The sequence below is a fragment of the Dietzia sp. DQ11-38-2 genome (genome assembly GCF_014145055.1).
GTDB lineage: Bacteria > Actinomycetota > Actinomycetes > Mycobacteriales > Mycobacteriaceae > Dietzia.
The window spans coordinates 3,787-16,324 of record NZ_JAALDW010000524.1 but is presented as its reverse complement, the minus strand read 5'-3'; the positions used below and the strand labels follow the sequence as shown (position 1 = coordinate 16,324).

Annotated in this window: 13 protein-coding genes, 1 tRNA gene, 1 other RNA gene and 1 pseudogene; 5 read left to right on the top strand and 11 right to left on the bottom strand. The window is 69.1% G+C overall.

Features of this window, described 5'->3' with window-relative positions; translation table 11 throughout:
* Positions 1–410, bottom strand: a 410-nt coding sequence (locus tag G6026_RS17015; protein WP_347238133.1) for a DUF6597 domain-containing transcriptional factor, incomplete at its 3' end; no start/stop codon positions are given.
* A gap of 84 nt (positions 411–494) precedes the next feature.
* Here G6026_RS17015 and G6026_RS16535 point away from each other — a divergent pair.
* Positions 495–1,001, top strand: a complete 507-nt coding sequence (locus tag G6026_RS16535; protein WP_107755985.1) for a VOC family protein — start codon at positions 495–497, stop codon at positions 999–1,001.
* A 103-nt stretch (positions 1,002–1,104) separates the two neighbouring features.
* Here the strand turns inward: G6026_RS16535 and G6026_RS16530 are convergent.
* The 9 genes from G6026_RS16530 to prfB all read right to left on the bottom strand — a co-directional run bounded on the left by G6026_RS16530 (position 1,105) and on the right by prfB (position 7,553).
* A tRNA-Ala gene (locus G6026_RS16530) sits at positions 1,105–1,177 on the bottom strand.
* A gap of 133 nt (positions 1,178–1,310) precedes the next feature.
* Entirely contained in the window at positions 1,311–2,054 is a 744-nt protein-coding gene (locus G6026_RS16525; RefSeq protein WP_182613808.1) for a thioredoxin domain-containing protein, read from the bottom strand.
* Positions 2,055–2,243: 189 nt separating this feature from the next.
* Positions 2,244–2,617: a transfer-messenger RNA gene (gene ssrA / locus G6026_RS16520) on the bottom strand.
* A gap of 102 nt (positions 2,618–2,719) precedes the next feature.
* A complete protein-coding gene (gene smpB / locus G6026_RS16515) occupies positions 2,720–3,229 on the bottom strand; it encodes an SsrA-binding protein SmpB (RefSeq protein WP_107755983.1) in 510 nt (169 codons plus the stop codon).
* 59 nt (positions 3,230–3,288) lie between these two features.
* Complete coding sequence (gene ftsX, locus G6026_RS16510; protein WP_182613807.1) at positions 3,289–4,191, bottom strand: permease-like cell division protein FtsX; 903 nt, start codon at positions 4,189–4,191, stop codon at positions 3,289–3,291.
* The gene (gene ftsE / locus G6026_RS16505; RefSeq protein ID WP_107755981.1) at positions 4,191–4,880 is read right to left on the bottom strand and encodes a cell division ATP-binding protein FtsE; all 690 of its coding nucleotides are present in this window, start codon (positions 4,878–4,880) and stop codon (positions 4,191–4,193) included. The genes ftsX and ftsE overlap by 1 nt, the downstream gene beginning before the upstream one ends.
* Before the next feature lie 83 nt (positions 4,881–4,963).
* Positions 4,964–5,551, bottom strand: a complete 588-nt coding sequence (locus tag G6026_RS16500) for a hypothetical protein (protein ID WP_107755980.1) — start codon at positions 5,549–5,551, stop codon at positions 4,964–4,966.
* Positions 5,551–6,447, bottom strand: coding sequence for a mechanosensitive ion channel domain-containing protein (locus G6026_RS16495; RefSeq protein WP_182613806.1), 897 nt, complete (start codon positions 6,445–6,447; stop codon positions 5,551–5,553). Before G6026_RS16495 ends, G6026_RS16500 begins: the two co-directional genes overlap by 1 nt.
* Positions 6,444–7,553, bottom strand: a complete 1,110-nt coding sequence (gene prfB / locus G6026_RS16490; protein ID WP_017836577.1) for a peptide chain release factor 2 — start codon at positions 7,551–7,553, stop codon at positions 6,444–6,446. The genes G6026_RS16495 and prfB overlap by 4 nt, the downstream gene beginning before the upstream one ends.
* Before the next feature lie 166 nt (positions 7,554–7,719).
* Here prfB and G6026_RS16485 point away from each other — a divergent pair, with 166 nt between their 5' ends.
* From G6026_RS16485 to G6026_RS16475, 3 genes are all read left to right on the top strand, one after another.
* On the top strand, positions 7,720–8,529 hold the full coding sequence (locus tag G6026_RS16485; protein ID WP_182613805.1) for an inositol monophosphatase: 810 nt from the start codon (positions 7,720–7,722) through the stop codon (positions 8,527–8,529).
* Positions 8,530–8,650: 121 nt separating this feature from the next.
* Positions 8,651–10,057 carry an acyl-CoA dehydrogenase family protein gene (locus G6026_RS16480; protein ID WP_182613813.1) on the top strand — a complete coding sequence of 469 codons (1,407 nt, stop codon included), beginning with the start codon at positions 8,651–8,653 and terminating at the stop codon, positions 10,055–10,057.
* 49 nt (positions 10,058–10,106) lie between these two features.
* Positions 10,107–11,312, top strand: coding sequence for an acyl-CoA dehydrogenase family protein (locus G6026_RS16475; RefSeq protein WP_107755977.1), 1,206 nt, complete (start codon positions 10,107–10,109; stop codon positions 11,310–11,312).
* A gap of 209 nt (positions 11,313–11,521) precedes the next feature.
* Here G6026_RS16475 and G6026_RS16470 read toward each other — a convergent pair whose 3' ends face one another.
* On the bottom strand, positions 11,522–11,995 hold the full coding sequence (locus G6026_RS16470; protein ID WP_182613804.1) for an excalibur calcium-binding domain-containing protein: 474 nt from the start codon (positions 11,993–11,995) through the stop codon (positions 11,522–11,524).
* Between the two features lie 288 nt (positions 11,996–12,283).
* Between G6026_RS16470 and G6026_RS16920 the strand changes: the two are divergent.
* A pseudogene (locus tag G6026_RS16920) lies at positions 12,284–12,538 on the top strand (GAF domain-containing protein); the annotation flags it as partial.

Here is a 12,538-nt window from a genome sequence, read left to right as displayed (position 1 = left end):
GGCTGGTCGACGACGTCGTCCGCCTCCCCCATCGCCGCGCCGACGGCGCGATGCAACTCTGCTGCCTCGACCGGTGTCTCGGCATCGCGGAGCTCCTGCGGCGCGGTCGACAGGGAGGCCAACCCGGCGGGTCGGAGCAGGGCTCCGACCGCCCACCCGCTGCCACTGAGGTCACGGTGGGAGATGCCGGTCGTCGGTCCGGAGAGGGTCACGCCGGAGGGTTCGACGACGAGGTTGGACGCGGGAAACGGAAGGAGTTCCTGCCGGGAGGTCCTGCCCGGCGGCAGACTCCACCGCGGGATCCAGAACCACCGGATGCGGTCGCGCAGGTCGACCGGGGCCTCCTGGCGGTGGAAGGTGGGCAACCGGTCCGGGTAGAGCACTCCGCGCCGATCTGCGAGCTCCGACATCCTCTCCCCTCCCTCACTCCTCCGCCTCGACTGACGTCGCGAATCTTCAAGCCATCAAAGTGCGGGCACTTCTAGGGTCATCCCATGACCGACACCACCTCGCCCCGGACCGGGGCCACCGGGCAGCACACCACCGACGGCGTCCCCCACGGCTCGACCAGCCTCACTCCGTTTCTCGCGATCGAGGGCGCGAAGGGGGCCGTCGAATTCTATTCCTCGGTCTTCGGCGCCCGGGTGGTCGACGTGACGGAGATGGGAGGGGTCGTCGTCCACGCCGAACTCGACTTCGGCAACGGCCGGTTGCAGTTCGGCGAGCCGAGCCCCGACTACGGGCTCGTGCCCGCACCCTCCGGAGGGGTGGCCTGCTACTCGCTCGGGCTGTACTGCGCGGACGTCGACGAGGTGGTGGACCGCGCGGTCAGGGCCGGCGCGACGGTCCGCGAGCCGGTGAGCGAGTTCGTCTCCGGCGACAGGTTTGCCTCGATCGTGGACCCTTACGGCGTGCGCTGGTCGATCATGACGCGCGTCGAGGACCTGTCCGAGTCGGAGAGCGCGCGACGCGTCGCCGAGTGGGCCGCGCAGCAGGGATAGCCGTGCGGTCACGCCCTCACCCACCATGGAAATGAATAGGAGCCCGACCAGTGGCCGGGCTCCTATCAGTGCGAACCGTCCGTCGCCGGATCGGTCCTCCGGGTGGAGCTAAGGGGACTCGAACCCCTGACCCCCACACTGCCAGTGTGGTGCGCTACCAGCTGCGCCATAGCCCCGTGCTCATTCTCCTGCCGTTCACCTCTCGGCGACCGGCCCGACCAAAGTTACACCATCCCGCTTCGGCCCTCCAAATCGCCTCCGGCCCCGCCCTGGACGGGCGGGGCCGGAGGCGATCCGCGTCGACCCGGGTCAGGAGATGATGTTGTCCAGCCAGGCCGGGTCGCCGAACTCCACGACCTCACCCTCGTAGGCGACGGTGGGCGTGGAGACGCGGTCGGTGACCTCACGGATACTGTCCTGCGAGTTGTCGGCGGTGTCCGAGGCCTTCTCCATCCCGCCGTTGGTCTCCACGTTGCCGATGCACTCGACGGTGTCCGCGTTCGCGCCGGCCGCCTCGGCCGTGGACGCAAGCTCCCGGGCGGAACGGTCGCCCCCGCCCTCAGCGGGTTGCTGCGCGAAGAAGGCGTTCTTGACCTCGAAGAAGGTGGGCATCGAGTCCTTGGCAGCGACGCACTGGACCGCGGCGATGGCCCGCGTGGAGTATTCGCCCGAGGCCGACTGGCGGTCGAGGAAGTTGAGGGTGTGGTACTCCACCCGCAGGTCACCGGCCTCGACGGCCTCTGCGATCGGGACGCCGTACTGCCTCTCGAACGAGGCGCACGCCGGGCACATGAAGTCCTCCCAGATCTGGACCGTCGGAGCGGCCTCCTCCCCCACCGTGATCACGCCCGTGTCCGAGATCTCGATCAGCTCATCCGCCGTCTCACCGAACGTGATGGGGTTGGCCTCGCCCCCTCGCTGGGCCATCCACACCACGCCACCGAGGACCAATACGGCGACGGCGATCAGCGCCGCGACCGTGATCAGCATGCCGTTGTTCTTCTTGGTCTGGAGCACCTTGGTGCTCTTGTTGCCTGCGGACTTGGCGTTCACGTGGGCGTGGGCCTTTCTCTACTGGGACATCGTCGGCCCGTTCGGGACGAGCGGCGACTACAGCGAGGGTACCGAAGCCGCCTGAGTCCTCTTTCAGGTGCTGGCAGGTGCTGGCAGGTGCTGGCAGGTGGGAGGACCGTCGAAATGCACCGAACCCCCGGTCGATGGTCGACCGGGGGCTCGGCCCGATGGTGGAGCTGCCGGGAATTGAACCCGGGTCCTCCGCAGCATCGGCAGGGCTTCTCCGTGCGCAGTCCGCGTTGGCCTCTACTCGGATCTCGCCCTCATGCGGACATGTCGGCGATGACGATCCCAGTCACTGTTGGATGTCCCGACCCACCCCGTGACCGGGTGAGCCGGTGATCCCTCTAGATGATGCCGGTGACCGGGGCGAGGGCGACCCCGGGCCGACAGACTACGGGCTCGCTATCAGGCAGCGAGGGCGTAGTCGCGCTGATTGGTATCGGCGCGTAATTGGTTGCCACGACGCTTACGGTGGTCTCTGGCCTGCACCGGCACGCTTCCCCTGCGTCAACTCACGTAGTCGAAACCACATCAGCCCCGTCAGGACCGCCGACTCTCATCGACGGACCACCGATCTTACCCCGACCGAGGTCGAGTCGCCAGGGTGATGTCCGTCTCCACACCACCCCTGCGCGACCGGATCACGCGTGCATGCCCTTGATCTTCCTGCCGAGCTCGCGGACGGCCTCGCGCTCGGCGGTCCTCCTGGCGATGTCGTGCCGCTTGTCGTGCGCCTGCTTACCGCGAGCGACGGCCAGTTCGACCTTCACCCGTCCGTTCACGAAGTAGAGGGACAGGGGGACCAGAGTGGCGTTGCCGTCCCGCACCTTGCCGACGAGGGAATCGATCTCGCGCCGGTGCAGTAGGAGCTTGCGGGCCCGCTTGGGCGCGTGATTGGTCCAGCTCCCGTGCGAGTACTCGGGGATGTGGAGCCCGCGGAGCCACACCTCGCCGTCGTCGATGGTCGCGAACGCGTCGACCAGCGAGGCCTGTCCCTCACGCATGCTCTTGATCTCCGTGCCCAGGAGCGCGATGCCGGCCTCGTGGGTGGACAGGATCGAGTACTCGTGGCGGGCCTTGCGGTTGCTGGCGACCACGCTGCCGTCGCGGCCGAGGGTCGACGCGCCCTTCTTCTTGTTCTTCTTGGCCACGCCGGTTCACCTCCTCGTCCGTCCGTCGGGCAGATCCCCCAGTCTAGATCAGCGCGGGATCACTGCCGAACCGTGGCCCTCAGGGTGACCCACGCCGTGAGGGCGGAGACGACCGCGCCCGCCACGATCAGACCCGGAGCGAGCATCAGGATGTCGGCGGTGGTGATCCGTTCCACCAGGTTCGCCCGGTACGCCTCCGCCAGGACCCTGTCGAGGAACACGACCTTGGCCCCCAGTAGGCCGCCGACCGCGAGCAGCGAACCGACCACCGATGCGAGCACGGCCTCCACCACGAACGGGAGCTCGGTGTACCAGCGGCTCGCGCCCACCAGTCGCATGATGCCGAGCGCGGTCCGGCGGGTGAAGGCCGCGATCTGCGTCATGTTGGCGATGAGCAACACGGTGGCCAGGAGTTGGACCACCGCGACGGCGAACGCGGCGTTCCGGATGCCGTCGAGGACCGAGAACACGCGCTCGACCAACTCCCCCTGGCCCTGCACGACCTCGATCCCCGCGATCGCCTCCAGCTCCGCGGCCACCGACTCGGCCCGGGTGGGGTCGTCGAGTGTGAGGGTGAACCGCGAGCCGAGGGCGTCCGGCGAGGTCGACTCCACGAGGACGGGGTCGGTGGAGGAGAACAGTTCGACGAACTCCTCATACGTCTCCTGCGGGTTCTTGTACTCCACCGACGCCACGCCGGCCGTGTTCTCGAGCCGGCCCCGGATCTCGCCACACGCGGCGGTGCAGTCGGGGTCCTCGATGGAGATGGGACGGTCCACGTAGACGCGGAACTCGTTGAGGTAGTCGTACTTCGCCTGGCTGGCCGAGGCGGTCATCACCACCAATACGCCGGCGCCGAGCATCGCCAACGCGACGGCGGTGGTGATGATCATGGCCAGCGTCATGGACAGGTTCCGGCGCAGCCCCTGCCCGACCTCGGACGCGATGAACCGCGCGGCCATCAGCGTCCCACCCCGTAGGTGCCGCTGGCGTCGTCCCGGACGACCATCCCGTCGACCAGCTCCACGACGCGGCGCCGCGACCGGTCGACGATGTGGCGGTCGTGCGTGGCCATGAGGACCGTGGTGCCGGTCCGGTTGATCCGGTCGAGCAGCAGCATGATGTCCTCGCTGGTCTCGGGGTCGAGGTTGCCGGTCGGCTCGTCGGCGAGCAGCAACCGCGGCCGGTTGACGAACGCCCGGGCGATGGCGACGCGTTGCTGTTCGCCACCGGAGAGCTCGTGCGGCCGACGTCCGGCCTCACGGGCCAGTCCGACCATCTCGAGCGTCTCGGGGACGACCTTGTCGATCGTGCGGCGGGAGGTGCCGATCACCTGGAGCGCGAAGGCCACGTTCTCGGCCACGGTCTTGCTCGGCAGGAGGCGGAAGTCCTGGAAGACGCAACCGAGCGAGCGGCGCAGCGTGGGTACGGACGACGCCTTCATCCTGGTGAGGTCGTGGCCCGCGACGACCAGGGTCCCGGAATCGGGCCGGTCTTCGCGGAGCAGCAGACGCAGGAACGTCGACTTTCCCGACCCGGACGCGCCGATGAGAAATGCGAACTCGCCCTCGGCGATCTCGACGCTCACGTCGGACAGAGCCGGGCGCGTCGAGGACGCGTACGACTTGGTCACATGGGAAGCACTGATCACACGAGCAGCCTAGCGTTACTCCTGCAACATGTGGAGGCGACTCGGGTCGCCTCGTGCGGCGGGCACCTCGCTACCCGGAGCCTCTACGGCGAGGTCTGCTCGTCGGCGGTCGGACCGGCGGCCGCGCCCCCTTGCCCGGTCTGGGGTTGGGTCTGGGTCCCCTGCGGGGCCTGCTGCGTGGTCGGGGTCCCGGGCCGAGCGGGGGCCGGGGACGTCGTCGGCTGACCCCCGGGTGCCTGAGTTCCCGTGGGGACCCCGGTCGGCGCGGTCGGCGTGGTCGTCGTGGGCACGGTCGTCCCGGTGACCGGTTCCGTCGGGGGGGTGCTCGTGGGGGTTCCCGTCGGCGCGGTCGGCTCGACCTCCGTGGTGGTCGCCGGGGGTGGGGCGGGCGTCCGGATGGCGACGACGGGCTGCTCCCTCACCATCGAGTACAGGATGCCCACCACCACGAACGTCACCAGCAGGATCGCGGTGGTCCGCGACATCGAGAAGAACTCCCCGAGGAGCGAGAGGACCTTCGGTCGGGGGCGACGGGACGGGGCGTCGGGATCGGTGGTCCCGCCGAGACCCAGCGGATCGCTGGTGATCACGGGTTCCCGCGTGGTCGTCGCCGCCGTGTCGTCTGGTGTGCGGTCGTCGGGTGTCGTGTCGTCGTCTCGGCGCTCGGCCATCACGCGCTCCCCTCTCCGGTCTGCGGGCGGACCATGCCCGCCCGGATCGCGGCCAGTGCCTCCGGTTCCAGGACGATGCCCTCCGCGCGGAAACGGCGCAGGATGACCGCGCGCATCCGCCGGCCGACCTCCCACTGCATGCCGGGCTTGGTGCGGGCCAGCAACCGGATCACGGTCTGCTCCAGGCGGATCGACTGCACTCCCATCACGGTGGGCTCATCCAGGATGTACTGGCCGACCCGCTCGTCGTCGAGGATCTCGCGGCAGACCTCTGCGAGGACCTCGTGGGCCTTGTCCATGTCGGCGTTGTTGGGCACCGGGACGTCGATGATCGCGCGCGCCCAGTCCTGCGACTGGTTGACCGCGGTGACGATCTGACCGTTGGGCACGATCACCGCCTCACCGTCGAGGGTCCGCAGACGCGTGATCCGCAGGGTGACGTCCTCGACGGTTCCCGCCGTCACCCCCGTCGCCGTGGTGAGCTCGACGATGTCGCCGTAGCCGTATTGACGCTCGGCAAGGACGAAGAACCCGGCCAGGAAGTCCTGGACGATCTTCTGCGCACCGAAGCCCAGCGCCGCACCGAGGACGGTCGCAGGCGCGACCAGCGCGACGAGGTTGACGCCGAAGCGCAGGAGGATCTGGATCCCGAACAGGATGTAGAGAACACCCACGGCGACATACGAGATCACCTGGATCAGGGAGTGGAGGTGCTTGGACTCCTCGGACCAGAATTCCTCGCCGGCGTGGCGTGAGTCTATCCGCCCCGTCCACATCCGCGCGATCTTGGCGATCACCCGGGTCAGCAGCGCCGCACCGAGGACGAGGAGGACGACCTCCAGGCCCTCGTTGCCCAACCACCTCAGGATCGGACTGAAATCACTCTGCAGACTCACTCCGCGTCGGCCCCCTCCCGCATCCGCCACCGGATGCCAGCCTCGATGAACCCGTCGAGGTCGCCGTCCAGGACCGCCGACGGGTTGTTGACCTCGAACTCTGTCCGCAGGTCCTTGACCATCTGGTACGGGTGCAGGACGTAGGACCGCATCTGGTTACCCCAGGAGGCGTTCCCCCCCGACCCGAGCGCGTCCAGCGCCGCCCGCTCCTCCTGCTGCTTGCGCGCGAGCAACTTGGCCTGCAGGACCTTCATGGCCGCGACCTTGTTCTGCAACTGGGACTTCTCGTTCTGGCACGTCACCACGATCCCGGTCGGGACGTGGGTGAGGCGGACCGCCGAGTCGGTGGTGTTGACGGACTGTCCGCCGGGGCCGGACGAGCGGTAGACGTCGACGCGCACCTCGTTCTCGTCGACCTCGATCGAGTCCGTCTGCTCCACCACCGGCAGCACCTCGACCTCGGCGAAGGACGTCTGCCGCCGACCCTGGTTGTCGAACGGGCTGATCCGCACCAGGCGGTGCGTGCCCTGCTCCACCGAGAGCGTTCCGTACATGTACGGGTCGTGGACGACGAACGTCGCCGACTTGATCCCGGCCTCCTCCGCGTACGAGGTGTCGTAGACCTCGACCTTGTGACCGGCCTTCTCCGCCCACCGCACGTACATGCGCATCAACATCTCCGCGAAGTCCGCGGCGTCGACACCGCCCGCACCGGCACGGATGTTGACCACGGCCTCACGCTGGTCGTACTCGCCGCTGAGCATCGTCTTGACCTCGATCGCCTCGACGTCCTCCCGGAGCTGCGCCCGCTCGGCGTCCGCCTCCTCGACGGCCCCGTCGCCCTCCTCCTCCGCGAGCTCGTACATCAGCGGGAGGTCCTCGATGCGCTGGCGGAGCTCACGGCACCGCCGCAGGTCGGCCTGGATGTAGGAGAGCTCGCTGGTGACCTTCTGCGCCCGTTCCTGGTCGTTCCACAGGTCGGGGTCAGCGGCCATCTGCTCCAGCTCGTCGACGCGACGGGCGAGTTCCTCGATGTCGAGGACCTTCTCGACCGTCGTCATGGTGGCGTCGAGGGCGGCGATGTCGGCGGAAACGTCGGGGTGCACGGCATCGGAGTCTACGCGGGTCGGCGTCCTCCTCGTGTTCGCCCACCCGCCACCCGCCCGAGGTCCGCCGCACGCCCCGCCGTCGCCTGACGGGGGTAGCGTCGCGGGGGACGGACCCGCTACCGCACGAGGTCGGCGGGCCACTGCGGACCAGCGGAGGAAGCCTATGCCCCCTGAGACCCGCCACCGGCGGCACCCCTCCGACGAGTCCGTCACGGCGATCGCGGACGAAGATCTGGCCGCCCGGCTCGTCGTCGACGCCGGGACCCTGGCGCGACGTCTCCGTGACGACGGACTGGATGTGCACCACAAGACCTCGGTGTCCGACGTGGTCACCGAGGCGGACAGGGCCGCCGAACACCAGATCACCACGCTCCTGGCCGCCCACCGGCCCGAGGACGGGGTCCTCGGCGAGGAGGGGACCCTCGTCCAGGGGCGCCACGAGCGCAGGTGGGTCGTCGACCCCGTCGACGGGACGTACAACTTCGTCAGCGGTTCCGACTACTGGTGTTCGGCCGTCGCGGTGACCGGCCCGGACGACTACCTCCTGGGGGCCGTCCACCGCCCCGTCACCGGAGAGACCTTCGTCGGAGGTTCGGACGTCCCCACCCGCCGCAACGGCGTCCCGGTGACCCGCCTCACCCCCGGTGCGTTGGCCGCCGGGAGCCTGGCCACCTATCTGCACCCGCCGTTCTTCGCCGACCCCGACCTCGCCGATCCCTTCCACCGCGTCAGCCGGGGCGCGGCGACCATCCGGATGCTCGGTTCGGGTTCGGTCGACCTCGCGGCGGTGGCCTGCGGCGTCCACTCGGTGTGGTGCCAGCACTCGTGCCCGGAGTGGGACTGGCTCCCCGGGCGGGCGCTCGTCGAGGGCGCCGGCGGGCTCTGCGCGACCGTCGAGGTGAACGGTTACGACTGGTTCGTGGCGGGCCGTCCCGGGGCCGTCGAGGACGCGGTAGCGCTTCTCCGGGGCTGAGTTAGACGCCCTGACCTGCACTCGAGACGATTTGAGGGGAAAGTGTGGCGCTCGGAACTTACTCCGAAGTAAGATGTCCGTCGACAGCACCGTCCACCGTCCGTCACGAGAACAGCTGGTGATGATGAGCAAGAATTCGACGTCCCCGTCCACGACCGGACGCGCGGAGACCTCCACTCCGGGCAAGAACCCCACGAGGATCGACGCCATCGGAGCCGCCATGCGCGCGCTCACGACGATCACCGGGTCGGAGTTCGCCGAGCGCTTCAACCTGCGCCACAAGGTCGACCGGGTCACCTACGAGGCCACCAAGACCGGCTTCAAGACCCTCGGCGCCGCCACCAAGTCCTTCAAGAAGGTCTCCGGATCCGGCGCGCCCAAGCGCCTGCCGGACGCCGACTCCGGGTCGAGGCCCGACCTCTTTGACCTCACCCTCGACGACGACCAGCAGATGATCGTCGAGACGGTCCGGGACTTCGCCACCGAGGTCATGCGGCCGGCCGCCCACGACGCCGACCACGCCGCCGAGGCCCCGGCCTCGCTGCTGGAGCGCTCCGCCGAGATCGGCGCCACCATGCTCAACGTGCCCGAGGAGTTCGAGGGCATCGCCTCCGAGCGCGGAGTGGTGACCAACTCCCTGGTCGCCGAGGCGCTGGCGTACGGCGACATGGGGCTGGCCCTGCCGATCCTGGCGCCCTCCGGAGTCGCCACCACCCTGACCCAGTTCGGGTCCGACGCGCAGCAGAAGAGCTATCTTCCGGCCTTCGCCTCCGAGAAGACCCCGGCGGCCGCCGTGGTGGTGGCCGAGCCCCGCCCGCTCTTCGACCCGTTCGAGCTCACGACCACCGCGACCCGCGGGCCGGGAGGCTTCACGCTCAACGGCGTCAAGTCGATGGTGCCCACCGCCGGCAGCGCGGAGCTCTTCGTCATCGCGGCCTCCCTCGACGGCGCCCCGACGCTCTTCGTGGTCGAGTCCGACACCGAGGGTCTCGTGGTCGAGGCGGACCCGTCCATGGGCCTGCGAGCCGCGGGCCTGGGACGCCTCGTCCTGACCGACGTCTCGCTGCCCTCCGATGCCGTCCTGGGTGGCCCCGACTCCTCCCCCGAGGACCGGGCCGCCACCTACGCCGACGTCATCCGCCTGTCCCGCCTGGGTTGGGCCTCACTCGCCGTGGGCACCTCGCACGCGGTCCTCGACTACGTGACCCCGTACGTCAAGGAGCGCCAGGCGTTCGGCGAGCCCATCGCCCACCGCCAGGCGGTCGCCTTCGCCGTCGCCGACATGGCCACCGAACTCGACGGCATGCGCCTGGTCACCTGGCGTGGGGCGTCCCGCGCCGAGCAGGGACTCCCCTTCGCCCGCGAGGCCGCACTGGCCCGCAAGATCGCCGCCGACAAGGGCATGAGGATCGGGCTCGACGGCGTCCAGCTGCTCGGTGGCCACGGGTTCACCAAGGAACACCCCGTCGAGCGCTGGTACCGCGACCTGCGCGCCGTGGGCGTGGCCGAGGGAGTGGTGGTCCTGTGATCACCACCCACCCCGCCACCCGCCCCACCCGGACTAAGGAACTCTGACGATGATCAACCTCGAACTCCCCAAGCGGCTCGAGGCGGGCGCCAACCAGGCCCGCCAGGTCGCCACCCAGATCTTCCGTCCCGTGTCCCGCAAGTACGACCTCGCGGAGCACGAGTACCCCGTCGAGCTCGACACTCTCAAGGCCATGATGGAGGCCATGGAGGACGCAGGGCAGGCCGCCTCCGGTGCCACCATGGGGTCGGGCGGCGCGCCGCGTCGCGAGGGCGTGTCCAACGGCGGCAACATGAAGTCGCTCCTCAACATCATCGAGACGTGCTGGGGGGACGTCGGACTCACCCTGTCGATCCCGCGCCAGGGCCTGGGCAACTCCGCGATCGCCGCGGTCGCCAACGACGAGCAGATGGAGAGGTTCGGACGGGTCTGGGCCTCCATGGCGATCACCGAGCCCGAGTTCGGTTCCGACTCCGCCGCGGTGTCCACCACCGCCCGGTTGGACGGCGACGAGTACGTGATCAACGGCACCAAGATCTACATCACGTCCGGTGCCCGGGCCGACCACATCGTCGTGTGGGCGACCCTCGACAAGAGCAAGGGCCGCGCGGCCATCAAGTCCTTCGTCGTGCCGCGCGAGCACCCCGGTGTGAACGTGGACCGGCTGGAGCACAAGCTCGGCATCCGCGCCTCCGACACCGCACAGATCACCTTCGACAACTGCCGGGTCCCCAAGGAGAACCTCCTGGGCGATCCCGAGGTCCGGGTGGACAAGGGTTTCGCCGGCGCCATGCAGACGTTCGACAACACCCGCCCGCTCGTGGCGGGGATGGCGGTCGGCGTCGCGCGTGCCGCGCTGGAGGAGATCCGGGCGCTGCTCGAGGAGGCCGGGCTGGAGATCGACTACGACCGGCCCGCGACCAGCCAGCCCGCCGCGGTGGCCAAGTACCTCGAGCTCGAGGCCGACTGGGAGTCCGCGTATCTGCTCACCCTGCGGGCGGCGTGGATGGCCGACAACAAGATGCCCAACACCAAGGAGGCGTCGATGTGCAAGGCCAAGGCCGGGCGCACCGGCTCCGCCGTGACCCTGGGCGCGGTCGAGCTGGCCGGCAGCTACGGCTACTCCGAGCGCAGTTTCCTGGAGAAGTGGTCGCGCGACTCCAAGATCCTCGACATCTTCGAAGGCACCCAGCAGATCCAGCAGCTGGTGATCGCGCGGCGACTGCTCGACCTGTCCAGCGCCGAGCTGAAGTGACGAGCTCCGAGGGCATCTTCTGAGCAGAACGCCCCTGCGGGCCATCGGTCCGCAGGGGCGTTCTTCGTCGACGTCGAAACCTTGCTCAGGGCTCCGTCCCGAGGTGGTCCCTCGCCCGCCGAACCCCGAACGACAGGGCAGCCCGCCAGTACTAGGTGAGCCGGTCTCCGGCCTTCCAGACAAATCCGTTTACGGCCTACCGCGAATCACTACTTTTCGCAGGCGACGCCGTCTCCGTCTCTATCCAGACCTGATCTGTATCCGGGGCTGCTCGGGTACAGGGGCGCGGCCCCGGCAGCCTTGGCTTCGGAGCAGTTTGCGTAGTAAGCGCTCGCAGGAACCGGCTCCGGTGCAAATGTCTGCGGCTGCGGCGCTGACTGTACCGGCGGAGGCTCGGGCGCAAGTGCGGGCCGGAACTCTTCCGGTAAGGGCTCGGGCTGCGGCTGGGGGGCCTGCGTGACTGCGCGCGTTGCCGGTTCGCTGCTTGCGGTGGTAGGACGCTGCAAAGAGGTGGTCTGCGTTGTGGTCGTCGTTCGGGGTGCCGTCGTTCGGAATGCCGTGGACGACGATGTCGTGGTGTCCGCCTCTTCGGAAGTGTCCCCACATCCGGCCAGGAGGAGCGGGGCAACTAGGACGGCAGCAAAGAATGTGCGCACGGAATGCCTTTCGTAGAGTGAAAGCATTCTTAACAGTTGTTACCGGCATCCGCCTCGCTTTGGGCGATTCGCTTGTGGCACCACTTCAACTGGTCCGAGGGACCAACTCCCCCTCAGGGGTCCGACTGGACATTCTCGTCTACCGCATCTCATCTCCCCGGGGACCACGCGAACCTCGACACCCGTCCTGACGTCCCCGTGATCGCGCGTCGCAACCTCGACCTGTCGTGCGCCGAGTTGCCTTGGATCACTGCCGGGGCGACTGGCGACAGGCACCATGACGGGTACGGTGCCGCGCGAACAGGAGCAGAACCGATGTCCCCTGACGACGACGTCCCCCTCTTCCGGGCCCCGATGCGGTCGCGGGACGACCGGGTGCCCGACGGTGGCGGAGTCGAGCGCGGCCTGCGCCTCGGCCTCTGCGGCATGGGAGGGCGCCTCGAGGGGCCGTCGCCGTCGTCGCTCGCCGAAGCGGTCGACGCCGCCGCGGCGCAGCACGACTCCAGGTTGGCCCGCCGGATCGAGCGGTTCGCCGACGCCCCCGACGGCGTCTACGTGTGGACCCGGGAC

Excerpts from the sequence above, each read along its gene's own strand:
- G6026_RS16535 (WP_107755985.1), top strand. The coding sequence starts at position 495 with ATGACCGACACCACCTCGCCCCGGACCGGGGCCACCGGGCAGCACACC.
- ftsX (WP_182613807.1), bottom strand. The coding sequence starts at position 4,191 with ATGGCCGCGCGGTTCATCGCGTCCGAGGTCGGGCAGGGGCTGCGCCGG.
- G6026_RS16500 (WP_107755980.1), bottom strand. The coding sequence starts at position 5,551 with ATGGCCGAGCGCCGAGACGACGACACGACACCCGACGACCGCACACCA.
- G6026_RS16485 (WP_182613805.1), top strand. The coding sequence starts at position 7,720 with ATGCCCCCTGAGACCCGCCACCGGCGGCACCCCTCCGACGAGTCCGTC.
- G6026_RS16480 (WP_182613813.1), top strand. The coding sequence starts at position 8,651 with ATGATGAGCAAGAATTCGACGTCCCCGTCCACGACCGGACGCGCGGAG.
- G6026_RS16475 (WP_107755977.1), top strand. The coding sequence starts at position 10,107 with ATGATCAACCTCGAACTCCCCAAGCGGCTCGAGGCGGGCGCCAACCAG.
- G6026_RS16470 (WP_182613804.1), bottom strand. The coding sequence starts at position 11,995 with ATGCTTTCACTCTACGAAAGGCATTCCGTGCGCACATTCTTTGCTGCC.